The sequence below is a fragment of the Neoalteromonas facilis genome (assembly GCF_002807665.1).
In the GTDB taxonomy this organism is placed as follows: domain Bacteria; phylum Pseudomonadota; class Gammaproteobacteria; order Enterobacterales; family Alteromonadaceae; genus Alteromonas_E; species Alteromonas_E facilis.
This window is the reverse complement of the sequence record NZ_PEAY01000003.1, coordinates 178,116-203,936: the sequence shown is the minus strand read 5'-3', so window position 1 is coordinate 203,936 and position 25,821 is coordinate 178,116. Positions and strand designations below refer to the sequence as shown.

Here is a 25,821-nt window from a genome sequence, read left to right as displayed (position 1 = left end):
GTTTAAGTGTTTAAGTGTTTAAGTGTTTAAAACAATAGTCTTCACTGAACAATGTGCACGCAAGGTTTTTATTTCACCGTTCAATTAGCAATCGGCAAAATCAAATCAAACTATGCATTTTGGTTTCTTACTTACGTGCCCCATCTGCGGCGATCATACCAAGCGTAAAGACCACTATCACAATAGTCACAGATATATTAATCGCTGGAATTGACGCGCGATAAAACTCTCCCAGCATATCCGTCTCTATCACGATGCGATCGACGTAACGAAATAGTTGGATCCAAGCCATCCCTAAAAAACTGAAAGCCAAAATTTTAGACGTAAAATCAAACTTAAGATTTTGGAAGTGTGCAATTAAAGCGACAATGGCAACAAAAACCATATCTGAAATTGCAAAACCGATGTACCAAAGGTTTCTGACCATCTCTTTATTCGTCGGTTCTATCGCTAATTCTAACAAATAACGCTCGAATAAAAATTGGCTGGGTGTTAACAGTAATATTCCAACGCATAGAGACACGAAGGTATCCACACGTCGGAAGTTCAATATGTAGGCCAAACATGCCATTAACTGCATATATAGCCCAAATTGTTGAATGAAGTCTTGTACAGTAGCTAAATTCATCTATTACTGAGGTGGTTCTTTGCCTCCACCGTTCCCCATACCATCTGTGCCTTCATCGCAGGTATCGGGGAAAAGCTTACAAACGTCCACAAACTCCTTTGAATCCTTGTTAACAACCGTCTGTGGTGTAGTTACCACAGCGTGAGAAACCCCAGCCACAACAGCCAACGCAGCAAATACCATTAGTTTATTAGTTTTCATAAATTCTCCTTTGAGCTCATCTTCATTGATGCGCTCATAAACCATACAGAATTTATGCCACTAAAACAGAATGCCTAATCGCAGCTAGGTATGAATAACTCTCTTGACTATAGACTGATATTTAATAATTTCAATAAGTTAGTCATAATTTTGACGTTCTCCCAAGCTCACCGCTCAGCTATTGTCCATTTAGGCTTATTTTTGTACCGCTACAGCTCAATCGGCAAAAGTCTGCAATGTAATGCGATATGCTCATGCCTAATTAACAACCTGTTTACATAGGTAGGTCTATTCGATGTCAATTCAGTCTGTCTTTATTCGGGTATTACCACTATCTGTATTGAGTGCAATTTTTCTGGTCGCGTGTGGAGGCTCTGGAGATAACCCAACCACTTCAGTGCCTCCTCCCGCTTCCCCACAACCGACAAATCCACCGGCGCCGTTGGTGTCTTATACCGTAACTGAGATTCAGCAGACCTCTAGTCCGCTGCCTATTGGTGGTTGCTTGCAGTCATCTTCAGAAAACGTAATGGCATTTAATGACGTGTCCAACGCTGCGGGCTTATGCTACTCAGTCGATTTATCCGCACAAGACAGTATTCCAGCGAGGGTGGCTGGCGGCATTGCAGTCAATGATATTGATAATGATGGTTTATTGGATTTATACGTCACCCACGGACGAAATCAAAAGGGAAAACTCCTTGCACAGCAAGATACTCTCAATTTCCTAGATATTACAATTGATGCGGGGATCAGCGTATTGGAGACTGACCATTCATCTGTATTTGTGGATATAGACCATGACGGTGACCAAGATCTTATCAGCTATTTAGAGGCAAGCCCTTATATACAAATATTTGCCAATCAAGGAGGGCAACGCTTCAACGATATAAGTCATTTAGTCGATTTAACGTTAAGTAAAGTCGCTTATAGCACAGCTGTTAGCGATATAGACCTCGACAATGATTTAGATATTTTCATCACCCATTGGGACCCAGAAAATGAACAGCACCGCTGGGAGTTTTTATGGCGTCAGGAAAGCCCAGGAGTCTATAAAGATGTAAGCGATACCCTGGAACTTGAGCCCTTCAATAAGCTCGCCGATGGTGAAAGTGGCGATGAATTTTCATTTACGCCAGCTTTTGCTGATATTAATGACGATAAGTATCCTGACCTTTTAATCGCCGCTGACTGGGGTACAAGTCAATACCTGGTGAATCAGTCAGGTGAAGCGTTTAAAGATGAAACCATTCCTGTTGTTGTTTCCGATAGAGCGGGTATGGGCGCTGCTGTGGCCGATTATGACAACGATGGAGATTTAGATTGGTTTGTATCTGCAATCGGTGACACTCGAGAAGAGTTCCTTACTATAGGCCTGTTTGATGGCAACCGCTTGTATCAAAATGATGGCAATGGAAACTTCCTTAATATGACAGACTACGCTGGTGTGCGTCAGGGATATTGGGCTTGGGGCAGTTGTTTTGCAGATTTTAATAACGATGGCTTTGCCGATTTACTGGTCGTTAACGGTTATAACGGTTGGACCGAAGAACAACAACAAAGCGGCAATTTTGATCACTTTGAAAATACTCGAGCATTACTGTACATCAATCAACACGACGGAACATTCAGTGAGCAAGGTGAAGAGCTAGGTATAAACCATACTGACATGGGGCGTGGCCTAGTCTGTTATGACTATGACCGTGATGGTGATATCGATGCACTGATTGCTAATAGCGGGTTATCACCAACACTCTACCGCAATGATTCTTTTGCTGATGGCAACAACTTTATTAATATTCAATTAAGTGGGCTAAGAGCTAATTCTCAATCTGTCGGGGCTCGTATATATATTACTGCTGGAGAATTGAATTTAATGCAGGAGCTTCAGTTGGGAGGGCAATATGTGTCTCAAGCCCCCGTCGAAGCGCATTTTGGCATTGCTAATGCGAACTCTATTGAAGAAATTCGCATTCAATGGCCGGGCTTAGACGTTGAAGACACAGTATTAAACGATATACCGGCCAATCGCTTCGTGACTATCGAACACCCAGATAAATAGAACAATTAATCATTGCTGAAATATTGTTGGGCAAACGCAAAGGCTTCTCGCCCTATTGCTTCTCCAATTTCACGGCCTGGGATATCGTCTGCGGGCGGGTGTATCCCCCCCCAGATACGTGACAAGCTGCATTGGTCGGCCGCATCTCTATACGTTGCCCATTGCAGTACTACAGGCACACTCGGCCCCTTCTCAAACACTAGAAAATCATTCGCGGGTGCTACAAAGTCACTCATTCCACCAGGAAAATATGGACTTCCAGTCATCAGAGTCAGTAACTCGGCTGCCGCTCTTGAATAAGTAGAGTGGCCAGACACATATCCTGCAAAAGGTGGCGTCACAAACGTGGGCCTCTGATATGGCCACCAATTTTCGGCTAAGACCCAGCCTACACCCGCAGTATCTTCATTGGGATCGTTTATGTAATCAGGTCCTTTCCATGCGTATAGCTTTAATTTGCCGACATGCTCCTGCCCCGCTCCGGCTAGCGGATCATTAGCTTCTACAACCTCTATAAAGCCGGTCAACAGTGGAAGCCCTAGAGGATGATAAGATGGTCCGTCAGGATCAGTACTTTGTCCTTTATCAGCCATAGCTCGTATTGCAGAAACGGGCCGAATATAGTCGTAACGCCCCTTTATCCCCCATGCAGAAATTGCCACATCGTGCATAGTGCCACCTAAAGAAAAGTACGTCTTAATATCCCACTCTAAGTTTCCCAGTACACTCCCAGAGCCGCCCCAGCGCTTTTCCAACATTGGATGGTCACTAATTTCATTCATGATCACAAACCAGTGCCCCGGTGGTGTTTCAGAGTCGGGGCCATCCGCCCAAAACTCGGCAAGTACTCGCGTGTAGTCACCGCGCGGCACCCACTGCTCTTCGTAGGGTTCACCCGTAACTGGGTTTTCGGCGTAACCAATACTGGCATCGCCGCCTTCCATTTGTTTATAAAAGCTCAGGTATTCCTCAAAACTCTGTGGGAAGGATTGAATATTGCCAATACGATTGGGGGATATATCCCACATCACGTCATCTTGGGTACTTAAATGAGAAGACCAAATCCCCACTAACGCAAATCCCCATTGATATTCTTCACTTCTATCTGAACCGAGCAACGGAGGATTACCAGGATCATGATATACCTGATAATCATAGCCATCACGCTCAAACGTATTTCTATCGTTGATTGACAGCGAAAATGGCACCACTTGCCCCCATTCAGGGCTCAAAAATTCAGGTGCATCCTCAGTTCGATTACCCGCTTGGTCGATAAACCCCTGAATGACTAACGGTTGCCAGCGGTTCAGATCTTGAATTGTGGGGTTACCCTGAGTACTGCTATCAAGCACTAATGGTGGATTGATCGGTTGGTAATACTGATTCTCATAGAACCCCGCTTCATTTGCGCCGTCTTGCAAACCAAATGAGATATAACAATCGGCAATCGCATTGCCCAGCGCAGCTGCATTTCCTGCTGAATAATCTAAGCTCTCATCAGACGCGTCATACCCCAGTTCCTGCATCAGAGCATCAATATGTGCATAAATGAACCCTACACCTGGAGAGTATTTAAAACGGTGTTTAATCAGCCTGTATGCTGCAAAGCTAATTGCTTTTTCTTGCTCCGGTAAGCGGTCATTTGGCACCAACACAGTGTCAGAAGTGCAAGTAAATCCAGAAACATTAGCGCCGAATAAGTATTGTTGGACATTTGCATCGTAACTTGCCCATGCGTCATACATAGAAGCCGAAATATGAAATAGATTGCGCGCATGTACAGTAGGTCTAGCAAAATCATTTCGGATTGCAAAGAGAAGCGCCTCGTTCCACATTCGAGCCACAGAATGGCCTGCTCTTTCAGGTGTAATGGATTCTACAGGCGGTTGTTGTGGCGCGGGTGCAGGCGATTCAGAGGTTTGTTCACCTCCACATCCTAATATTAAAACGGCGAAACAAACAGTAAAGCCAAAACGGTATGAAGGAAGGAGCCTCATCTTGAACTACCTGACAATAATCATGTGGGCATTCAATGCCAGCATGAGATTTACACTTGATTAACATATTAAATGCAATCCCTTGGTAGTTATAGGCTACATATTCCCTTTCAGCGCGGCCTGAGACCACTTTAGCGTTTAAAAAAAACGACAGCCTAAGCTGTCGTTTTAAATTCTCTTTTAGTCTTGAGAAAGCGTATCAAGTTATTGAACTTTGGCTTTCCCGCTCATTTGTCCAGAAACAACGTTCTCAACGAAGAAACGAGCTTTCTCACCGACCAATGCTGATACTTCAGATGCTTGTGCGTTATCAGTAGCATTGCTCTCAGGTGCCATAGCCTCTGGAATAGACGTTGATGGGAAAGCACCTGAAACAGCTGCATCTACCCAGCCAGCATGATAGGAAACACGCGTATCTCCTGACATTTCTCCAAATGAGCTATCTAACCCACAAGTGAAGTCTGTTCCGTTAGAAATACTGTCACAACCGTGCGTAAATCCAAATGAATGAACACCTGCAATCTTACCATTGATGAAGCCAGGACCACCTGAATCACCCGGCGCTACGCCTGTTTCAAGCGCGCCGTACCCTTTAAAGTCAGGATGGCTACCATCTTTTTTCGACATACACTTGCCGTCACGCGCTTGACCGGGATTTGTGCCATTTTCATTACCGCACACAAATACCGATGAGAACCACCATTCCATTGCATTGTGCTTACGACCGCCACTGTCAAAATCATGCAATAACTGATCTTCAATGCCTGTACCCAAGAAAGGCTCTAACACTTCTTCATATTGATTTAAACCCGTTCTAGCGTAGAAGAAATCCGCATCACCGGTTGCGCCTTTATTACCCTTACCTGAGCGGCCGTGACCATAGTGGCGAGTTTCCGAACCAAACTCATCTGGCGTTCTGTATAGCTCATAGGTTTCGATCTCATCCGGTAAAGGCTCCGCCAATTCAACAACGGCAATATCACCGTGAGCAAAAGCGCCTAAGTATGGGTTCAACGCGTCATACCAAGGGTGAACAGCGAATGAACTTGCGTCTAAAATCATTGGTGAATCTAAGCCTGCGGTAAGTACAAAACGAAGACGCGTTAACGATGATCCAGCGTTACGCACACAATGCGCCGCAGTTAAGATGTGTGTTTTACTGATCGCGCTTGCAGTACAGATAAAACCACCACCGTCACTGAATTGAATAAAAATAGAACCAACACCATTGCGGAGGTTGTCACCCGCATTCGCATATAACGGATCATCCGGTGCACCTACTGTCACTAAGTTTGGGGCACTTTCGATACCATCTAAGATTTCTGTTGCTGATAGGTTTAAGCTGACGGCACTGGCCACAGTCGTCATCAGTAGAGACTTGAATAACTTCTTCATGTTACTTCCTTATTCCACATTTCATGCGTTGTGAAATGCTGTTGTTTATTGTTTTATGTGGTTGTAATTCATACAACACCAAAAATAATATACCCAGAAGGATTGAATAGCAAAGACCAAAATCCGAATAAAAAACAACCAATTTAAAAGTTTAACGAAATTCATACAGTTACGAAGATCAGTGTCGGAATTTTTTACATTTAATAAAGGTTAAACCGCATCTCTGAGTAACGCTGGATGTAATAACATCGCGGAAACAATACAAATTTTATCTCCTACGCCCTTCAAGACTGTACTATCCTGATATCCTGAGTTGCGAAATAGATCTACAAGGAATCAATATGAAGGTATTAGGCAAAGGATGGATGATCGGTTTAGCGTTGCTCACAACGCATTACGCACACGCAATAGAAAAAATCTTAATTGAATTTGATAGCGATACACTCGCTGTCGCTAATTCTGTCGAATTATCTCGTTCGACGTTATTTAGTGATTTAATCAATCAACAACAGTTCTCTCCTAGCCAACCTTTAGAACTGTCTATTAATGGCGACTTTCATTCTCTGCAAGTCGCGGAAAATAGTAAGCCCGACAAAGGGTTTTATAGACTAGAGATGATATCACCAGCGACAGGTATGCTGCACAACGTCGGGCATATTGTTTCAACTGATAGTACAACACTAACGGTGATTAAATTACCCAATCAACCCAAATTGGAAATTGTCGAGCGAAATGGGCAAACCACTGTACGAAAAGCCATTGAATTACAATCGGACCCATTGGAAATTCCTAAAGCGTCAATCAAAGCTTTGCCTGAACCAATAAACCTTAAACATATTGTTAATCCAAATGATATCACGGGCGGAAACCAAACAACGACTGTGGGCAGCATGAATGAGCCTGAATCCCACGGCTCTCTGGATGTATTACTGATATATGACCCGAGGATTTTAGGAGCATATGTCAATGAAGACAATGTCTCTAGTTATGATTTACTTGCCCGCATAGCATCTGCTGATGCCCTTATAAACTCGGTTTTTGAACGTTCATCTGTGGGAGTAACCCATAACATTGTTGGCATATTGCCGGTCAGTGACGCGCCCTCTGAAGGTTTCCCGACCGAGGATTCATCTAGCATTTTAAGTTGGATGTGGAGTAGCGAGAAAATTAAACGCCTAAAAGACAGATATAAAGCTGACATGGTCCATTTTATTGGCGCACAAGATACACAGGTATGTGGCAGAGCCTATTACGGTAACACCATCTCATCCACCAACCAATATGACTTCACTAGTTTCAATGCTCTCGCAGGATATTCACGCTTAGTTTGCTTAGGCAACGGTACCTATGCTCACGAAGTCGGCCATAATTTGGGGCTGCGCCATGACAGGCTCACACTATCAGGCGGTAGCATTGGTGGCGGTTCTCAAATAGATTTTCACATCCCCTATGGCTACATAGAGCCTGAAGGAGACTTCTATACCACCATGGCCTATGGCAGCAGTTGCAGAGAAATAGGTGATAGTGTGAACTGTTCGGATGAAGCCGTTTATTCAAGCCCAGACATATTATTCAATGAAACGCCGATGGGTAAAAGTGATGCTGAACAAGACGCCGCAGATGGTAGTCGTTCAACACGCATGACTGCCGTTGCCACTGCTCGACTAGATTCCTATAGCAGAATGCAATCCTTGACTCAGATTGTCGCTCAAAATGGCGAATTCACATTAAGTTGGCCCACGGTAGAAGGTGCAACAGACTACCGAATTCTATCCTACAATTGCACGTTTTATAATTATACCTCGCGAGGTCAATTTGAGAACTCACTAGCGACAGCCAACAATCAGCTTACCTTTGACAGATTCAGTGAGTATGCTGACAACACCTGTGTTTTCGCGCGCTTTGTAGACGAAAGCGGCACACCGAGTTACGCACTAGTAGGAGAAACAAGCCTCAATTACCAATCAGATGGCACTAATAGTGACTATTTGTACCCAGACACCACGATACTCAACCTCTTCAACCCTAACGACCAGCAAAGCATCACGCTTACGCTGTCTAACCCCAACACTGACAACAGTGATATCAAGTTAGCCATAGCGCTTACTGAAAATGGTGGCACAGCAGACATTGTCGATGCTATTAGCGAAGCTGACACATGGTTTGATTATCAAGTAACGGGGAGTGGTGAAGAGCGTAATATAGACATAACGTTAAAAGAAAATGTTGACGTTATATCCAGTCTTTTGAGCGATACTGACCAACGCAACCCATTTGACTTGCCCATCCGAATCGTTAACACGGCTTTTGAAAACTATGACGTTTTCAACACTATCTACTTAGATCCCCAAGGAGAACTGCCTGAGCTCTTAACCTACTATTTCAGTAATTCACCTTTCTTAATTGAATTAGAATCAGTAAGTGGCGAATTTGTCGTGATGGGACTGAGTGAATCGGACAATGTCACGGTTACCCAAGCGTCTACACCACAAATGACTGACTTTGAGTATGCTCAATCGTTTGCCCAAACCGACTTTGGCAATCAAACGACCATTCAGTTTTCAGGTAAAGCCCCCATCGTCGAAGGTGTCACGCCGTTAATGTTACAGATAGAGGTTACTGATTCAGGCTATTTACCTCAACTACTGGAATATTCTGTAGTACCTGAGGTCATCCCTCCAGCCATTGAAAATATTACTGGCAAAACCGTTATTATTGGTGATGACGCCCACATAGTCATAACGGTTAGCGATAGAGATCAAAATATCAATTGGGCAACGCCCACACTAGAGATTATTGTTGGAACAACGCAGCAAGGCGACGATATCATCGAAGTGTATGGCGCAGCCAGTTTTGATGTAACGGCCAGTACCGCAACATTTACTATTCCAGGTTTAGAGATTGGAGAATACCCCATAACCATTTCGGTATTCGATGAAGAGGGTAATTCAGTAACTGAAACCGACACCCTTGTCGTCCAAGAAAATCAGGCCCCCCTAATAAGCGAAATCAGTGTTTCTCCTGAAGACATCGTTGAAACCCGTATTTTCTCGCTCAGTGCAGAGGTCACAGATCCGGAAGACGAAGCGCTTACCCTGCAGTGGAGCACTTCAAATGGCAGTGACGTAGAAATTGTCACGCCCAATAGTGCTTCCACACAAGTGAATGGTCTTAGCCCTGGCAGCTATGAGTTTGAACTGACCGCGACAGATCCCCGAGGCGCTTCAACGACACAGTCAGTCAATGTCGTTGTAAATCAAAACCAAGCACCGGTTGTCTCTACCAGTGTTAACCCAAGCGCGCCTACAACGTCACAATCGATCACGCTGCGCGCCAATGCGACTGATAACGATGGAGAAATTGTTGAACTGGAATGGAGTCAAACCAGTGGCGCATCAGTTTCAATTCCGGACAATACACAAGCCAGTATCACGCTTGGCACTCTGGCAGCAGGAAGCTATACATTCAGTGTTGCCGTAACGGATGATCTTGGCGCGGTAACAACCAGTAGTCTCACTTTTAGCGTTATTACTCCGCCTCCTCCTGGTAGTAACTCTGGGGACAGCAGTGGCGGCAGCTCAACACATTTGATGTTATTAGCTTTAAGCATGATAGTGTATTGTCGCAGACGGCTCATAGCATTATAGGTAGCTGATTACAAGGGCTGAGCAACAAAGTTGCCCAGTTCTTGCGCTTGCTGCTTACGAGTATTGTTAACCGCCTAATTAATTTCACAGGCGTCTAAAATATCTTCTATTATTGTGATGCAACAAAACAAAAATGTGCTCCAAAACGCAGCAACAAGCGTATTAACATTAACCATAACAATTCGCGAGTGATAGCACGAAGCGGTCATCGCCAGTGATATTCGTCGGAAGTAAACACGTGAATGCAAAAGCTGATAAATCTGAAAATGAGCGCCTTAAGACACTTCAATCGTTGAATGTGCTGGATACTCCTACGGAAGAGCGCTTTGACCGTATTACCAAATTAGCCAGTAGACTGATCAATGTGCCGACCGTACTTATCAGTTTGATAGACGCAGAGCGACAATGGTTTAAATCCAGGGTTGGAATGAATGTCGATGAAACCGAGCGTGACATTTCATTTTGCGCGCATGCCATTCAACAAGACGGTACCATGGTCGTTAACAACGCAAGCTTAGACGCTCGCTTTCAAGAAAATCCACTGGTCACTGGTGAGCCCAATATTCGATTTTATGCTGGGCACCCTCTCGTTCATCCGAATGGCAGCAAACTGGGTACACTGTGTATTATTGATAAACGTGAAAGAACGTTAACCGTTGAAGAGCATGCATGCTTATCTGATTTAGCAAGCATCGTTGAACTCGAACTATTAGAGGGAAACGCATCCTCCATTGATGACGAAACGAACTTATCTTCAAAAGAAGGATTTTTGGAATTAGGTGGCTTGGCCCTCAAATTTGCGCAGCATAAAAACATACCGGCTACTGTGTTATTTTTGCATTTAGGTGGCGACCTCGACCCACAATCCACACCATCAGCCTATAAAACCGCCGTCAGAACGGTCGGACACTCGTTTAAAATGAATCTTCGTAGTTCAGATATTGTCGGTCGCTATTCAAATTTAGGTTTTGTCGCACTGTTCACCAATATGAATGAAAAGAGTGTACGAGATATTGCACAGCGTATTGTGGAAAACATAGAGCAGTTGTTGTCTGCAGCCGGCTTACTAAAGCATATTGAATTACTTGTAGGAATAGCGTCGAGTCAGCAAGAAGAAGATATCAACGAGTTGGTATTAAAGGCGTTTGCCCATTTAAATAGTGATACGTAATACCCAAACGATTACTTTTGATATTTTTGTAAAATGTTTAACCACTCTTCATCAGATGCTATAGACGTCATAATGCTATTGAGATCAGAATGCAAAGCAGCCTCCGATTGCAGTACAAAAGCCCTTCTCATAAAACTATCATGTGGATTTTCTGACAAGTGAAAGTCCTGTTTAATGGCATCTATACTTTGTAGATAGGCGTAAAAGGACGCGCTGACGATACCGAAGTCGGCTCTTTTTTTAGCAACCAGTTCAAGTACCTGCTTTTCTCCTATTGTATTTATTCTGTCTAAATAGCGTTCTGCTACCGCCTCATTAATACCAACGTAATAAAAGCCATCAACCGCCGCTACACTTTTCCCGTTGTAGGCATCCTGACCATTATATTCAAACGGGGTTGACGGCAATGAGACAAACTCGTCGCGATCATGATAAATGCCTGGAAGCCACAAGAATCGAGATTCTTCTGGATCATTGAACCATAGAGGATTAACACCAACCACGATCCCGTCAAGTCGCTTTGACTCAATTAGCCTGTCTAAACTTTTTCGCGGCACGTACTCGGTAATATATTGTCGCTTGGGATCTTTACTACTGAGGTATTCTGCTAAATCAAAGTAAAGGCCGGTTTTCAAGTTCAAATCAACAATAAACGGAGGCTTATTGTGATACGTGTAGATATACCGAGTTTCAGTATCCGTATCTTGTGCATATGCATTGGCCACAAAGCATACGCCCAAAATAAAGACTAATGTTTTGAGAACGTGGATAACGTATTCGCTTTTAATTTCCTGTACTTTCATTGTTTGTACTAAATATCCATGATGAGCTCAAGCCCGAGTTTATTTCAGTTCGTTTTAACCACTTTGTGGTCAATGCAAGATTTGACCAAAAGACTCGGTGCAGCCTTCATTTAAATAAACCACAATAGGTGTTTTCAACAAATAAGTCTCTGAAAAATCTAGTTGTTTTTTATTCTCTAATTCCATATTGGAAAACGTAAGATCGTCACTAAGGGCCATATCTACTCTGTTCAGCAACACCATTTGAATGGCTGATGCAATAGACTCTACAAAAACAACCGTAATACCAGCGTCTGTAAATTGCTGTATAAACGGTGAATCAACTCTGGTTCTCAAAGTTGCTAGGATCCCGCCCTCAAGTTCATCTAAACTTTCCCAGGCAAACTCGTGGTCAGTAGCTTTACGCACTAGCCCTAAACGCACGTCACTGTCAGACAGCACAATCGACCGCACATTATCGTTATTTGATACAGGGTAAAAGCTCGCACACCAATTTCCTTCGTGAACCAATTTTGCGGCGCGAGCAGGCGGAACAAATAGAGGCCTCCATTTTATGCTAGCGTCGCTCGTCTTTTGTTGTAACAATTGAAATGCGAGCCCACCATCTTCTCTTTGTAATGTTGTAAACGGTGGATACTCTATTGAAATGACATCTATACCCTTCTGTCCGTGAACCGGCACGGCCATACAGCTTACGATAATCAATATACTAAATAGGGCTGCTTTTCTCATGAATAGAGTTCGTTAAAAAACCGTAGCAATAAGTTTAGCAGAAGGAGTCCAATACATTTGCATAATACGATAGCCACTAAGGCAAACAATGATTATGGTGCTTTAAGCACTATTCAAACAGCGCCCTTTTCTCTTCCACTCGTTGTAAGTAGTCCCCTGACTCCAAATATTCAGGTGAATCTAAAAGAGACTTTTTCGCCGAAAGTTGCAGTATTACTGCCTTTTTGCTCTTCATATAGCCAGCAGCAACGGCTCCTAATCGAACAAAATCAACATAACTAATCGCATCATTTTGCACATGTAGGTTTCGCCAAGATTCGGCTACCTGTATGACGCCCTCATCAAAGTCCCACTCGCGCGTGATAGCGCCGCCAATTTGTCCTGAAAGCTTTTGAATCGCTAAATTAAGAAACGAGGAGTTGATCGCGTTAGAGCCCATACGCTCGGCCTCTGTCAATATAGGCAACACGCCGATATTGTGCAATAACAGCGCCAATGTCATCACATCGGCGTCCATTGGAGAAGAACGATGCGTGCGCTTGTAATCTTCAAACAATGGCAGTGCATGCGCTACTACGTTCACAGTGCGTTCCCAAATCTGGTCGATATACTTTTTAATCACTTCGTTGCTACTTAAAAACAATTGCTCCATGGCTAATGCCATTGCATTGTTTTTAATTTGCACTAGTCCAATTCGATTAACCGCCTGAGTAACAGTCTCTGCCTTAACGCTACGCGCATATAATGCACTGTTTGCCAGCTTAATTATTCTCGCGCTAAGTGACGGATCCAATGCGATTACATCTGCCATTTTATTCAGATTCACATCCGGATCTTGTGCGGTCTCTCGCACACGCATAGCTATTGCCGGTAATGTAGGCAAAACCAGTGTATCGTTGTTGATTTTATCGACAAGCGTTTGTAACAGGGCGTTTTTTTCTGTTTCCAATTTAGCTCAGTTTCACATCAAAGGGTTTCTTAAATAATAGCACCATTAACTCTGTGTTCCTGTGAAAATTAACTGAAATTTCAGTAACGCTAGATGCTAAAACTTCCCCATTTAACTGTTCAGCCTGTATCAGCCGGTTATTAATTAATTTTCCTCACATTTAAACTTTTTCAAATTTTGCTTCGACTTAGCTTCTGATTGTTTAACTCAGGCGACTATTTATGAAGATTGAAGATACCAGTGCGCAAGATGAAGTCATTGTGCCGAAGCGAAAACACAAAACATGGATGATCAGTGGTGCAAGCGTGCTTCTGCTCCTTTTTATTTTCTACTACATGTCGCCGGCAATCAGTGCGTGGAGCCAGTCCGGCGCGACAGTACCACTTGATAGAGTGCGTATTGCGACGGTTACGCGCGGTGATCTACAAAGAGACCTTTCAGTGCAAGGCCGAGTAGTTGCGGCGGTTAGCCCTACCCTGTATAGCCCCGCAGGCGGCACCATTACCCTGCACGTTGAAGCAGGTGATACCGTATCGTTAGGTCAAACACTGGCGACGATAGATAGCCCTGAACTGACCAACCAACTCAGCCAAGAACGAGCAGTTCTAGAAGACAATGAAACAGCATTGTCGCGTGAGCGCATCAGTGCCAAGAAAAGTATGCTTGAAAATCAGAAGGCTGTTGATATTGCCAAAGTTGCGTTAATCGCAGCTGACAGAGAAAAGCGACGCGCTGAAAAAGCATATGAAACCCAATCGATCAGCTCAATTGACCATGAGAAAGCCAAGGATGACCTGCAAAACGCTCAACTAGTGCATCAACATGCCGTGCAAGATGCTGAGCTAAACGCAGAGAGTCTGGCATTTGAAATACGCAGTCGAGAACTGAAGGTCGATCGACAGCGCTTGTTAGTGTCTGATCTTGAACGTCAGGTTAATGAACTGACGATCACGTCCCCCGTTAATGGCATTGTCGGTAACCTAGCCGTCGAACAGAAAAATCAGGTCGCCGACAACCAAGTATTGTTGAGTGTGGTCGATTTAACCGAATTTGAACTTGAAGTCGATATTCCAGAGAGCTACGCCGATGATTTGGCTATCGGTATGCCGGCTGAAGTTGCAATCAATGGTGAATCGCACCCTGCGCAGCTAGTAACCATTTCGCCTGAGATCGAAAACAATCAGGTTACTGGACGGGTGCGATTTACCGCCACAACACTGACTGGGGATACCGTACAAAAGCCTTCAGGGCTGCGTCAAAACCAACGCCTCACCACACGTATCCTTATGGAAAACAAACCTGATGTATTACTCGTCCAGCGCGGTCAATTCTTAGAATCTGGCGCAGGTCGTATCGCCTATCGTGTGCGTGACAATGTTGCCGAGCGTATTTCAATTAAAACCGGCGCTCGCAGTTTAGCCGCGGTAGAAATCGCGCAAGGCCTTAATGAAGGCGAGCAAATCATAATTTCATCTACCGATCAATTTAACGGCGCAGAGACTGTGCTCATCACTCAATAAGACTAAGAGTAAGGAATACCCATGTTAACAATGCATAATCTAACCAAAACCTTTGTCACTGATAGTGTACAAACGCACGCGCTGCGCGATTTTAACCTAACCGTAGATGAGGGTGACTTTGTTGCTGTCACAGGTCCGTCTGGTTCAGGCAAGACGACCTTCCTCAACATTGCCGGTCTGCTGGAAACCTTTAACGGTGGCAGCTACACCCTCGACGGCGAAGACGTGAGTAACTTGAACGACAAAAAGCGCAGCCAAGTGCGTAATGAAAAAATTGGCTTTATCTTTCAAAACTTCAACCTTATCCCTGAGCTGAATTTATTCGACAATGTCGATGTCCCTCTGCGCTATCGCAGATTTACAAGCGCCGAACGAAAAAGACGTATTGAACAAAGCTTGGATATGGTGGGTTTGGCCAAACGCATGAAGCACCTGCCCTCTCAACTTTCAGGCGGGCAGCAACAGCGTGTTGCGATTGCGCGAGCTCTTGCGGGCGAACCACGCTTTCTACTCGCCGACGAACCGACCGGTAATTTAGACACCAAAATGGCGCAATCGGTCATGGAGCTGTTAGGCGAAATTAACCGCAATGGCACAACTATCGTTATGGTCACGCACGATCCTCACCTTGCGCAGCAAGCCAAACGCAATATTTTCGTGCGCGATGGCCGCGTCAGCGAAGGCATCGCCGAAGAAACTGTCGCCACCAAGATTGCCGTTTAGGAGCCTTCACCATGTTTGCATATTATCTTCGTCTCGGCTTTGCCAGTATGAGACGTAATTACATCCTTAGTGCATTGATGATTGTGGCAATTGCGCTAGGGATTGGCGCCAGTGTGTCAGTTGTCACGGTTAATTACCTTATGTCGTCTAACCCAATCCCACATAAAAGCGATCAACTTTATTATGTGCAATTAGACAGTTGGAGTCCTCATCAACCGGCAAGAGAGCCCAACGAGCCGCCCGATCAGGTGACATGGCGAGACGCCACAAACTTAATGCAAGCTAAAGCTGCATTTAGGCAGACGGCTACTGCGAGTTCATCCGCGGTAATCGAGCCAAACGATCCCGATATTCGACCTTTTTTAGGCACACTGCGATTAGGGTTTGCCGATTTCTTCCCAATGTTTGAAACGCCGTTTCTATATGGCTCAGGTTGGACGGAAGATGACGACTACAACCGTAACTATGTAGTTGTGCTCAGTAAGGCGTTAAACGAACGCATATTTGGCGGCGAAAACTCAGTCGGTCGCAACATTCGAATTGCCGACAATGACTTCCAAGTGGTTGGTGTACTCGATGAATGGCAACCTGTTCCACGTTATTACGACGTCACTGTTGGAGCCTTCAATGACATCGAAGACGTGTTTATGCCGTTTTACTTTAAACAAGAATTAGAGCTCAGTACCGGCGGCAATACTAACTGCTGGAAATCCCCAGAAGGCGAAGGCTTTCAGGCGTTTTTAAACTCCGAGTGTGTGAACTATCAGTTTTGGGCAGAACTCCCAACTCAGCAAGATAAAGATGCCTACATGACATTTTTGAACAGTTACGTCGAAGAACAAAAACTGTTAGGTCGCTTTGAAAGACCGCTTAACAACCGTCTATCAAATGTTATGGAATGGCTTGAGAATGAAGAGGTGGTTGCTGATGATGCACAAATCATGTTGTGGCTAGCGTTCATGTTCTTGTTTGTGTGCCTAGTGAATACCGTTGGTTTGCTATTGGCTAAATTTTCTCGTAAAGCGCCAGAAATAGGATTACGCAGAGCGATTGGCGCTTCGCGTCAGGACATATTTACCCAACATATCATTGAAACCGCTTGTATCGGTTTACTCGGCGGAGTGTTAGGGATCGTATTTGCCATCGTTGGACTTGAAGGGATCAAGCTGTTGTACGGCGATTTTATGCGGAATTTGGTCAAACTGGATATCACCATGATTGCCTTCGCATTCTTGCTTGCCCTTATCAGTAGCATTCTTGCTGGGCTCTATCCAACGTGGCGCGCTTGCTCTATTGCTCCCGCAGCTCAACTTAAATCGTAACAAAGGAAACTCATTATGAATATTTCACACTTAGAGTTAGGCCCAATGTGGCGAGCGTTGTTACGTAACAAAGTGGGGGCAATTCTTATCGCCCTGCAAATCGCCGTCACCATGACCATTGTCATCAACAGTGTATCGATTGTCATTGAGCGTGACACCATGATGCAGCGAGAAAGCGGACTGGATGAAGAAAATAGCTTCTATTTGACCAGCACAGGTTATGGTACTGACTATGACGCAAAAGCAACCGCGATTGAAGATTTAATCGCGCTGCGGGCTGTTCCAGGTGTCGTTGATGCCATACAGCTCAACGCAATCCCTATCAGCGGCGGTGGCTGGTCGATGTCGTTAGCCACTGAGGCGGGCCCGGATATCGAAGGCACCGGAACCGCTGTTTACATGGTTGACGAGCACGGGTTAAACACACTGGATCTTGAGTTGGTTGCTGGCCGTAACTTTACGCCGAATGAAATTCGCTGGCGCGGCCCTTCACAACCAGATTGGCCTGATACTGTAATCATCACCCAAGCATTGGCTGAATCATTATTTGAGTCGCCTGAAGCGTCGCTCGGTAAAACCGTATATATCGGTGATGATGAACCTATGACAGTCATTGGCGTTATCGACCAACTGCAAGCTCCCTGGGTCGGCTGGCGAAATCTAGAGAACGCTATGCTGTCACCGGAAAATCTGTCGTTCCAATCTGTACGCTATTTCATTCGCACAGAAGACGGCATGCGCGATCAATTGATGCCTGAAATCGAAGAGATGTTAGCCGCTCGAGCAAGTGGGCGCATTATTCGCAGCCTTAGTACGCTGACAGAAACGCGTGAACGTAGTTATCGACAACACAATGCAATGATCAAGATATTGTTGACCGTGATCGTGTGTTTAACCTTAATAACCGCTTTGGGTATCGTCGGTTTAGCCAGTTTTAGCGTGCAAAAACGCACCAAGCAAATCGGCACTAAACGTGCGTTAGGTGCCAGTAAAACGGCGATTAAGCGTTACTTTATGATTGAGAATGGCATGATCAGTTTATGTGGCGTTGCGCTCGGTACCATACTCACAATCGGACTGAATATGCTTTTAGTGGATTGGTTCAGCCTTTCTCCTCTGGAATGGTTCTACATCCCAGTTGGCATCATCACCTTAGTCATTGTGGGTCAGCTAGCGGTATTGGGGCCAGCAACGAGGGCATCATCAATTACGCCTGCTACCGCGACACGCTCACTTTAAACTATCTAAAAGGCTTATCATTTGATAAGCCTTTTTTGCTTTCCACCCTTTAGTCATCACTGAAAGCCTTGACCATTGTATTGATGGACTCCTTGGCATCACCCAATATCATGCGGGTGTTTTCTTTGAAGAACAACGGATTATCAACACCGGCAAAACCCGCATTGGCTGAGCGCTTGAGAACAAAAACGGTTTTCGCGCGATGTGCTTCTATCACCGGCATACCGTAAATTGGACTGCCCTTCATTTCTTTTGCAGCTGGATTAACCACGTCATTAGCGCCGATTACGATGACCACATCATAGTTTTGCATGCGCGGATTAACGTCATCCATTTCCATCAATAGGTCGTAGGGAACATCGGCTTCAGCCAACAATACATTCATATGTCCCGGCATCCTGCCCGCGACTGGGTGGATTGCGTACTCAACGGTAGCGCCATTCTCTTCCAGCAGGTTTTGAAGTTCTCTTATCGCATGTTGTGCTTGTGCTACTGCCATGCCATAACCAGGCACTACCAACACTGACTGTGATGCTTCAAGCACATAAAACGCGTCTTGTGCCGATAGCGGTCTAATTTCGCCTTCAATTTGAGCCGTATTTTCAACCGGTGTCGCAAAGCCTGACAGCAACACGTTCATCAAAGAACGGTTCATGGCTTTGCACATAATATTGGTCAATATAAGACCCGAGGCGCCGACCAATAGACCGGTCACAATCAAAATTGTATTGTTAACGGCAAGTCCAGCAGAGGCTGCAGCAATGCCTGAGTAGCTGTTTAGTAACGCAATCACCACCGGCATGTCAGCGCCGCCGATGGAAATAGTGGCCCAAAAACCAAAGCTAAGTGCCAGCGCAATGGATAGCCATAACCACAGCGGTTGATGGGGTTCGGTTACAAACAAATAGCCAACGACCACTAAACCCAAAATATGCAAGATACTCAGTTCACGGAGACCTTTAAATACAACGGCTTTGGTCGTAATTCTTTCGCCTAATTTTGCCCACGCAATGAGTGACCCCGAAAAAGTGATTGCGCCTACGATTAGGGTAAAGAGTAAAGACAGCAATAAAAATAGCGCACTTCCATCGCTTCCAGGCTCCAGTTCTGCAACGACAGCCCACGCAAGTAATAGCGAAGCAGCACCTCCAAACCCATTGAATAGCGAAACCATTTGCGGCATCGCGGTCATCTGAACGGTACGCGCCGCCCAAATACCGATTGCAGACCCGACAACCACTCCGCCTAAAATAAAGTGATAACTGATAATGTTTTGATCGGTGAGGGTTACAACAACCGCAAGCAACATGCCGAGAGCGGAAACTGTATTACCTTTTCTAGCGGTAGACGGATGACTCAGCAACTTCAAACCTGATATAAACAGGATGGCAGCGATGATATACGCCACATTGACCAATAGCATGGTGGTATTCATTTGATACGCTCCCTGTTAACTGTCTTTTTTCTTGAACATGCCAAGCATGCGATCGGTTACCCAATAACCACCCACAACATTAATTGTTGCTAAGGTTACCGCTGCAGTACCCAAGATAGTGGTGAGCAACTGCTGTTCAGACCCCGCTGAGACCATCGCACCGACTAATGTGATGCCAGAGATAGCATTCGCGCCAGACATCAAAGGCGTATGCAGAGTTGCAGGTACTTTACGTATCAATTCAAAGCCCAAAAACGCCGCCAAAACGACAATAAAAAGCAAATAAATTATGTCCATGTCAGTTTCCTCTGTAGGCGTTTAATAGCATGTCATTGGTGATACTGCCGCCTTGCGTAATCACGCAACCATTTGCAATATCATCATCCTCACTCAATATTAATGAGCCCGACTCTGGCGAATAAAATTCTTCTATCAGGTTATAAAGATTGTTGGCGTACATATCAGTAGCAGCCCGCGCTACATATTGTGGCCAGTCACCATTACCCACAATAAAGACGCCATTAACACTCACCGTTTCTCCGGCAACTGAACCTTCAACATTGCCGCCATTTTGCGCGGCCATATCAACAATCACGCTGCCCGGCTTCATCTTCGCAACAACATCTGCTGAAATAAGTCTTGGTGGGCGCCTGCCAAACAGCTGAGCAGTAGTGATCACGATGTCGGATTCAATAATCGCAGCCTTCTGACCGTCCTGTTGCAATTGTTTCTGTGCTTCAGTGAGTTCATTGGCATAGCCGTCTTTTGTTTGACCCGTATCCCCCAAATCAATCTTGAGAAATTTGGCCCCCAATGATTCGACCTGCTCTGCAACAACATCCCGAGTATCGTAAGCCGTTACACTTGCACCCAGACGTTTCGCGGTGGCAATGGCTTGCAAACCAGCGACGCCAGCTCCAATAATAAATACCTTGGCGGGCTTGATGGTGCCGGACGGAGTCATCATCATCGGAAGAATGCAGCCATAGTGATTCGCCGCTTGCATCACCATAACGTAGCCTGCAAGGCTGGCTTGCGAGCTCAAGGCATCCATTTTTTGCGCTCGAGATGAACGCGGTATCATTTCTACGGAAATTGAGGTTATGCCCGATGCAGAGATCGTCTCTATTAATGCTTGTTGGAAAAACGGGTCGAGGTGCCCAATTACCGTAGAGGTCGAAGGCAACATTTTGACAGTCTTTTCATTGGGTGCGTTTACTGTAAGCAATACATCGGCTTGTTTTAGTGCACTTTCTGCATCATCAAAAACGTTAGCTCCCGCCTCAATGTATAAATCATCTTTATAACCAGCCATAAGACCTGCACCGGATTCAAATGCAACATGGACACCCAAACGCACCAATTTCTTAACTGAAGCCGGCGTGATAGCGCAGCGCCTATCTATCTTATCGAACCAATCACTCTGCATTGATTCGTTTAAAACAACAAATTTCATGTGTCCCCGCGTGATAGTTGTCAGCGTTATCAGGCCTATTAGCACATCATATTGGTCATACCACTGCACATTCTTTATACAAATGATCATGATAAATTAATCGTATAATCATTTAGAACAATATAACTTTTAGTGATGTAATGATTACTCTTTACGTAACCCCACAGCTGACAAGGCCTAAAGGGCATTTTTATCTCGTTAACCGAATATTCATAACGAGCTTTTATGTGCTAGTCTTTTGTGATCACAAGTGCACATAAAGGAAACCAGCTCTTGAAAACGCGCCATACTTTGTTGTTTATTCCGCTTCTTTATTGTTTTGTATCTGCATCACTTATTGCTGAAGAAAATAAAGAAAACCAAACAGAAACGGTCACGCCACCAGCAACCCATTTTTCCAGTGAGCAAAAAGGGTCGTTTAACGGAAAATCCTTAACCTATAAGGTCGCCGCAGGTGAAACCTATTTGCGTGATCTGAATGAGAAACCTACCGCTGCTATTTTCTCCTTTGATTATCTTGTAAAAAGTAAACAAGAACGCCCTGTTACGTTTATTTGGAATGGTGGTCCTGGCTCTTCCTCGAATTGGTTACACATGGGAGGTTATGGTCCCAAGCGCATCGTTGTGCCAAGTGATGCCGATCATCCCGGTGCTGGCCCTTACACGATTGCTGATGCGCCTGAAACCATACTCGACATCACTGACATGGTGTTTGTTGATCCTGTCGGCACTGGCTATTCTCGCGCCTTAGGTGATACGCCTAAAGAATCGTTTTGGGGGTTAAAGGAAGATGCCAATTCAATGGCTGCCTTTATTGCGCAATGGCTAACTGATAATAACCGCTGGAACTCGCCTGTATTTTTGCTCGGCGAAAGCTTCGGCACCACGCGCGCTGCTGCTGTGGCTTATGTATTACTCGATCAGCATGTTATCAATGTGAACGGTATCATTTTCGTTTCTCAGGCGCTCGATTATCAAGGCTCTTCGCCCTACATTGACGACAACATTATTTCTTATATCACGTATATTCCGACGATGGCCGCAACAGCGTGGTATCACGGTAAAGTTGATAACTCAGGCAATTTTGAAGCCTTTATTCAAGAAAGCCGAGACTTTGCGACTCTTGAGCTACTCCCTGCACTATTCCAAGGAAACACGATTGATAAAGAAACCCATGAAAAAGTGGTTGCAGGCCTACAACGCTTTACCGGCCTGAGCCGGCAATACATAGAGCGAGTTAATCTGCGCATTAATGGCTTTCGTTTTGCAAAAGAATTGTTACGAGATAAGGGCATTGCTGTAGGTAGGCTGGATAGTCGCTACCAGAAAGATGAAAAAGATGATGTCGCTTCAGGGCCTAGAGAGGATGCAGCAGAAGCCATTTCCCCAGCGTATAAAGCGGCTTTAATGCACTACATGAGAAATGATTTAGGCATTGATTGGAAACGTCGTTATCTCAACCCTAGTGATCCTGAATTGTCTGATAAGTGGCGCTGGAGTCCTCTTCCAGAGGGCCAATCTTGGGAGCCTCATTACGTCAATACAGCCCCTCTTCTGTCTTCTGTTATGCGCAGCAACCCAACACTCAATGTTATGGTTGCTTCGGGCTACTATGATTTAGTGACACCGTTTTTTGATGCTGAATACACCTTGAACCGACACGGCATTCAAAACGACAGAATTGACTACTTTTACTATCATGGCGGCCACATGATGTACGTGCATGAGCCCGCTCGCCAAGCATTACTTAAAGATACGCGACAATTTATTCAACAGCAGTTGGCACAAAACTAATGGACTCTCTGAAACCTAAATAAAAAAGGGAGCTAATGCTCCCTTTTTAAATCACCGGTAGTAAATCTATATCAAGCTCGCTTGAATCAGCACATACTGATTAATGCTCAATACAATAGTCCACAGCTATTGTTATCAGTGACGAGTACCATTTTGTGGCACTCTGAAAAACGACAATAGATCTGAAACCGTACTCGCTTCCTGAACAAGTTGATCGCTAGCTGCTGTTGACTCTTCAACCAATGCCGCATTCTGTTGAGTCACATGATCCATTTCATTTACTGCAGTACTTATTTCATTAATTCCCGTCGCTTGCTCAGTCGCGGCATTTGAGATGTCTTCCATGTGCCTATTCATAGTGTCTATTAATTCATTCATGCTATTGAACGCCTCACCAGAGGCTTCGACAAGTTTTATGCCTTCACCCACAGTACCTGCACTTTTTTCGACTAACGCCTTAATCTCCTTTGCTGCATTGGCTGAACGTTGTGCTAACACGCGAACTTCACTTGCGACCACATTAAACCCTCTACCATGCTCTGCAGCTCGTGCAGCTTCCACTGCGGCATTCAGTGCTAGTAAATTTGTTTGAAATGCAATCCCGTCTATCGAATTAACAATTTTCTGTACTTCTTCACTCGATTTTTTGATCGCATCCATGGCTGATATTGTTTCAGCAATTGTGACTTTGCTGTCTTGCGCCATATCTATCATTTTACGGGCACTATCTAGCGCATCATTCACGTTCGCGGAGCTTTCTTTTACGTTAGACGCCATTTCGGTAAGACTTGCGGATGTCTCTTCTAACGAAGATGCCTGTTGTTCAGTGCGAGCGCTGAGATCTCTGTTACCCTGTTCAATATCACTGGCGCTGCCTCTCACGCCATCCGCCGCTAGGGTAATGCCATTGATGGTATCGACTAAACGTTGAGCAGTTCTATTCACCGCTTCTCTCAAGGGTTCAAATGCTATATCAAACGTGTCTCTGATATGGATATCGAGATTACCTTGTGCCAACTCAGACAGCGCCTTCTCGACCGTATTAACCGTCTGGACTCTAGCTGTCACATCAGTCGCATATTTGATCACGCGCACGGGCTTACCAGATGAATCAAAAATAGGGTTGTATGACGCATTGATAAAAACTTCACGCCCCCCGCGTGCGATACGCTTATATTCACCCGCTAAAAACTGCCCGCCTCTGAGGGTTTTCCAAAACGTTTTATAATCCTCTGAGCGACTATAGTCCGTATCCACAAAGATTTTGTGATGCTGGCCGCGAATGTCGTCTATCGAATACCCCATTACCGATAAAAACGCGTCATTTGCATCGAGGATCTTGCCGTCTAAATCAAACTCTATAACGGCATTGGATTTTCTTATGGCATCTATTTGTGATTCAAAAAATGCATTGCGTTGCTTTTGTTCGGTGATGTCGGTGGCGTACTTCACCACTTTTATGGGTTTGCCTGCCGCGTCAAATATCGGGTTATAGGTTGCTTGTATCCAAACCGCCTGATTGTCTTTGGTATACCGACAAAACTCCCCACTAAAAAATTCTCCCGCTGCGAGCGTTTCCCAAAAGCGGCGATACTCAGACGAATTGACATAACTGGGCTCACAAAAGATGCGGTGGTGTTTACCTTCTATCTCTTCCAACCGATAGCCAAGGGCGTTAAGAAAATTGTCATTCGCTCTAATGATTGTGCCGTCTAACGTGAATTCAATGACAGCCTGAGACTTCAAAATGGCGTCAATTTGGCTTTCGGCATTCGTCTGTCTTTCCTTCTGCGTACTAATGTCACTGGCAATCAACAATGCATAAGGCTTATCACTATCGTCTACAGGTTGCAATTCCACCTGTAGCCAACGTCTTTGCCCATCACTCCCCGATATTGCCAACGCGCCGGATTGTCGCTTTTGCATAGCAACATTTTGCAGGCTTAAAACGTCACCATAATGCTCAGTCGCTTTTACATCGACAAACTCTAGCATTCGTTTACCATCGATTGCCTCCTTACTGCTGCCTAATAATTTAGCAAACGCCGAACTCGCGTTTGAAATTGTGCCAGACTGATCTAACTCGCATACAGCCATTCCATCATAACGAGACAATAACTCGGCGTTACTCTGTTGCTTTCCAGAGCTATCTAGTCCTTGATTAGCCTGCTCAGAGACACTTTCTTCTACCAATTCAGATGCGACCATCCACACCTGCTGCTGTTGCTTTAAAAATGTCAGAACCAATTTATTCGCCAAATAAGAAGCACCAATGACGGTAACTGAACTCGACGTGTTGGCGTTAGCCTTTGCGATAGCATCAGTAATATTGGTTATGTGGTTTGGAAACAGCGTGCGCAGCGAAACAGAAGTTATCGCACTGATATTTAATAGTTGGCTTAACGATGGCGAAATATCGCTGACTAAAAGAGTTCTTGTATCGGACAATTTACCACTGGCCGTTGATTGCCCAAATGGGTTGAAATCAGGAGCGTTAACGCTCCCGCTTTTATTTTTGTCTGCAGAATTAAAACGAAACAGCTTCATAACCAATATTCCTTTGGGCAAAATAACCATAAATCAAATGCTTGGATCGTTGCTTTTCTAAGTGTAGACCGTACAAAAAATTTAACTTCAATAAATATCGATATTTATTTTGAGAACCTCAAAATTTGCGCTGCAATCTTTCTCCAGCTTATTTTCTACATTGGCGTTTACTCGCAGGTATAATGCCTGAGATCGGGGTG

At 44.7% G+C, this 25,821-nt stretch carries 19 protein-coding genes; 8 read left to right on the top strand and 11 right to left on the bottom strand.

The annotated features are described in order from the left end of the window. Positions 1-127: 127 nt before the first annotated feature. Both CSH93_RS09315 and CSH93_RS09310 read right to left on the bottom strand, forming a co-directional pair. Entirely contained in the window at positions 128-628 is a 501-nt protein-coding gene (locus tag CSH93_RS09315) for a hypothetical protein (protein WP_100642979.1), read from the bottom strand. A 3-nt stretch (positions 629-631) separates the two neighbouring features. Next, positions 632-829 (bottom strand): hypothetical protein, encoded by a 198-nt coding sequence (locus CSH93_RS09310; RefSeq protein WP_124748962.1) that lies wholly within the window; start codon positions 827-829, stop codon positions 632-634. 295 nt (positions 830-1,124) lie between these two features. On the opposite strand from CSH93_RS09310, the gene CSH93_RS09305 reads away from it, so the two are divergent. Then, complete coding sequence (locus CSH93_RS09305; RefSeq protein WP_100642977.1) at positions 1,125-2,891, top strand: CRTAC1 family protein; 1,767 nt, start codon at positions 1,125-1,127, stop codon at positions 2,889-2,891. Positions 2,892-2,896: 5 nt separating this feature from the next. On the opposite strand, the gene CSH93_RS09300 is transcribed toward CSH93_RS09305, so the two are convergent. Both CSH93_RS09300 and CSH93_RS09295 read right to left on the bottom strand, forming a co-directional pair. Then, entirely contained in the window at positions 2,897-4,888 is a 1,992-nt protein-coding gene (locus tag CSH93_RS09300; RefSeq protein ID WP_240615555.1) for a vanadium-dependent haloperoxidase, read from the bottom strand. A 204-nt stretch (positions 4,889-5,092) separates the two neighbouring features. Beyond that, on the bottom strand, positions 5,093-6,283 hold the full coding sequence (locus CSH93_RS09295) for a trypsin-like serine protease (RefSeq protein WP_100642976.1): 1,191 nt from the start codon (positions 6,281-6,283) through the stop codon (positions 5,093-5,095). Positions 6,284-6,624: 341 nt separating this feature from the next. Here CSH93_RS09295 and CSH93_RS09290 point away from each other — a divergent pair, with 341 nt between their 5' ends. After that, entirely contained in the window at positions 6,625-9,930 is a 3,306-nt protein-coding gene (locus CSH93_RS09290) for a PKD domain-containing protein (protein WP_100642975.1), read from the top strand. Between the two features lie 238 nt (positions 9,931-10,168). Beyond that, a complete protein-coding gene (locus tag CSH93_RS09285) occupies positions 10,169-11,101 on the top strand; it encodes a GAF domain-containing protein (RefSeq protein ID WP_164078336.1) in 933 nt (310 codons plus the stop codon). 11 nt (positions 11,102-11,112) lie between these two features. Here CSH93_RS09285 and CSH93_RS09280 read toward each other — a convergent pair whose 3' ends face one another. The 3 genes from CSH93_RS09280 to CSH93_RS09270 form a co-directional block, all read right to left on the bottom strand. After that, a complete protein-coding gene (locus CSH93_RS09280; RefSeq protein WP_100642973.1) occupies positions 11,113-11,904 on the bottom strand; it encodes a type 2 periplasmic-binding domain-containing protein in 792 nt (263 codons plus the stop codon). A 69-nt stretch (positions 11,905-11,973) separates the two neighbouring features. After that, positions 11,974-12,636 (bottom strand): type 2 periplasmic-binding domain-containing protein, encoded by a 663-nt coding sequence (locus CSH93_RS09275; RefSeq protein ID WP_100642972.1) that lies wholly within the window; start codon positions 12,634-12,636, stop codon positions 11,974-11,976. 109 nt (positions 12,637-12,745) lie between these two features. Continuing rightward, positions 12,746-13,585, bottom strand: coding sequence for an HDOD domain-containing protein (locus CSH93_RS09270; protein ID WP_100642971.1), 840 nt, complete (start codon positions 13,583-13,585; stop codon positions 12,746-12,748). Between the two features lie 221 nt (positions 13,586-13,806). On the opposite strand from CSH93_RS09270, the gene CSH93_RS09265 reads away from it, so the two are divergent. From CSH93_RS09265 to CSH93_RS09250, 4 genes are read left to right on the top strand one after another with little or no spacing between them, the layout of a single operon-like run. Continuing rightward, on the top strand, positions 13,807-15,105 hold the full coding sequence (locus CSH93_RS09265; protein WP_100642970.1) for an efflux RND transporter periplasmic adaptor subunit: 1,299 nt from the start codon (positions 13,807-13,809) through the stop codon (positions 15,103-15,105). A gap of 21 nt (positions 15,106-15,126) precedes the next feature. Continuing rightward, positions 15,127-15,828: an ABC transporter ATP-binding protein gene (locus tag CSH93_RS09260; RefSeq protein ID WP_100642969.1), complete on the top strand. Its 702-nt coding sequence runs from the start codon at positions 15,127-15,129 to the stop codon at positions 15,826-15,828. A gap of 11 nt (positions 15,829-15,839) precedes the next feature. Then, positions 15,840-17,150 carry an ABC transporter permease gene (locus tag CSH93_RS09255; protein ID WP_100642968.1) on the top strand — a complete coding sequence of 437 codons (1,311 nt, stop codon included), beginning with the start codon at positions 15,840-15,842 and terminating at the stop codon, positions 17,148-17,150. A 15-nt stretch (positions 17,151-17,165) separates the two neighbouring features. After that, positions 17,166-18,389, top strand: coding sequence for an ABC transporter permease (locus CSH93_RS09250; RefSeq protein WP_100642967.1), 1,224 nt, complete (start codon positions 17,166-17,168; stop codon positions 18,387-18,389). 49 nt (positions 18,390-18,438) lie between these two features. On the opposite strand, the gene CSH93_RS09245 is transcribed toward CSH93_RS09250, so the two are convergent. From CSH93_RS09245 to CSH93_RS09235, 3 genes are read right to left on the bottom strand one after another with little or no spacing between them, the layout of a single operon-like run. Then, on the bottom strand, positions 18,439-19,824 hold the full coding sequence (locus CSH93_RS09245) for an NAD(P)(+) transhydrogenase (Re/Si-specific) subunit beta (protein ID WP_100642966.1): 1,386 nt from the start codon (positions 19,822-19,824) through the stop codon (positions 18,439-18,441). Positions 19,825-19,839: 15 nt separating this feature from the next. Continuing rightward, on the bottom strand, positions 19,840-20,121 hold the full coding sequence (locus tag CSH93_RS09240; protein WP_100642965.1) for an NAD(P) transhydrogenase subunit alpha part 2: 282 nt from the start codon (positions 20,119-20,121) through the stop codon (positions 19,840-19,842). A 1-nt stretch (position 20,122) separates the two neighbouring features. Beyond that, positions 20,123-21,280 (bottom strand): NAD(P) transhydrogenase subunit alpha, encoded by a 1,158-nt coding sequence (locus CSH93_RS09235; RefSeq protein WP_100642964.1) that lies wholly within the window; start codon positions 21,278-21,280, stop codon positions 20,123-20,125. A gap of 273 nt (positions 21,281-21,553) precedes the next feature. Between CSH93_RS09235 and CSH93_RS09230 the strand changes: the two genes are divergently transcribed. After that, entirely contained in the window at positions 21,554-23,074 is a 1,521-nt protein-coding gene (locus CSH93_RS09230; RefSeq protein WP_240615554.1) for a S10 family peptidase, read from the top strand. 135 nt (positions 23,075-23,209) lie between these two features. Here the strand turns inward: CSH93_RS09230 and CSH93_RS09225 are convergent, their stop codons facing one another. Then, a complete protein-coding gene (locus CSH93_RS09225) occupies positions 23,210-25,621 on the bottom strand; it encodes a methyl-accepting chemotaxis protein (RefSeq protein WP_164078335.1) in 2,412 nt (803 codons plus the stop codon). Positions 25,622-25,821 lie beyond the last annotated feature (200 nt).

Coding starts and splice junctions, on each gene's coding strand:
- CSH93_RS09315 (WP_100642979.1), bottom strand. CDS start 628: ATGAATTTAGCTACTGTACAAGACTTCATTCAACAATTTGGGCTATAT.
- CSH93_RS09310 (WP_124748962.1), bottom strand. CDS start 829: ATGAAAACTAATAAACTAATGGTATTTGCTGCGTTGGCTGTTGTGGCT.
- CSH93_RS09305 (WP_100642977.1), top strand. CDS start 1,125: ATGTCAATTCAGTCTGTCTTTATTCGGGTATTACCACTATCTGTATTG.
- CSH93_RS09300 (WP_240615555.1), bottom strand. CDS start 4,888: ATGAGGCTCCTTCCTTCATACCGTTTTGGCTTTACTGTTTGTTTCGCC.
- CSH93_RS09295 (WP_100642976.1), bottom strand. CDS start 6,283: ATGAAGAAGTTATTCAAGTCTCTACTGATGACGACTGTGGCCAGTGCC.
- CSH93_RS09290 (WP_100642975.1), top strand. CDS start 6,625: ATGAAGGTATTAGGCAAAGGATGGATGATCGGTTTAGCGTTGCTCACA.
- CSH93_RS09280 (WP_100642973.1), bottom strand. CDS start 11,904: ATGAAAGTACAGGAAATTAAAAGCGAATACGTTATCCACGTTCTCAAA.
- CSH93_RS09275 (WP_100642972.1), bottom strand. CDS start 12,636: ATGAGAAAAGCAGCCCTATTTAGTATATTGATTATCGTAAGCTGTATG.
- CSH93_RS09265 (WP_100642970.1), top strand. CDS start 13,807: ATGAAGATTGAAGATACCAGTGCGCAAGATGAAGTCATTGTGCCGAAG.
- CSH93_RS09260 (WP_100642969.1), top strand. CDS start 15,127: ATGTTAACAATGCATAATCTAACCAAAACCTTTGTCACTGATAGTGTA.
- CSH93_RS09255 (WP_100642968.1), top strand. CDS start 15,840: ATGTTTGCATATTATCTTCGTCTCGGCTTTGCCAGTATGAGACGTAAT.
- CSH93_RS09250 (WP_100642967.1), top strand. CDS start 17,166: ATGAATATTTCACACTTAGAGTTAGGCCCAATGTGGCGAGCGTTGTTA.
- CSH93_RS09245 (WP_100642966.1), bottom strand. CDS start 19,824: ATGAATACCACCATGCTATTGGTCAATGTGGCGTATATCATCGCTGCC.
- CSH93_RS09240 (WP_100642965.1), bottom strand. CDS start 20,121: ATGGACATAATTTATTTGCTTTTTATTGTCGTTTTGGCGGCGTTTTTG.
- CSH93_RS09235 (WP_100642964.1), bottom strand. CDS start 21,280: ATGAAATTTGTTGTTTTAAACGAATCAATGCAGAGTGATTGGTTCGAT.
- CSH93_RS09225 (WP_164078335.1), bottom strand. CDS start 25,621: ATGAAGCTGTTTCGTTTTAATTCTGCAGACAAAAATAAAAGCGGGAGC.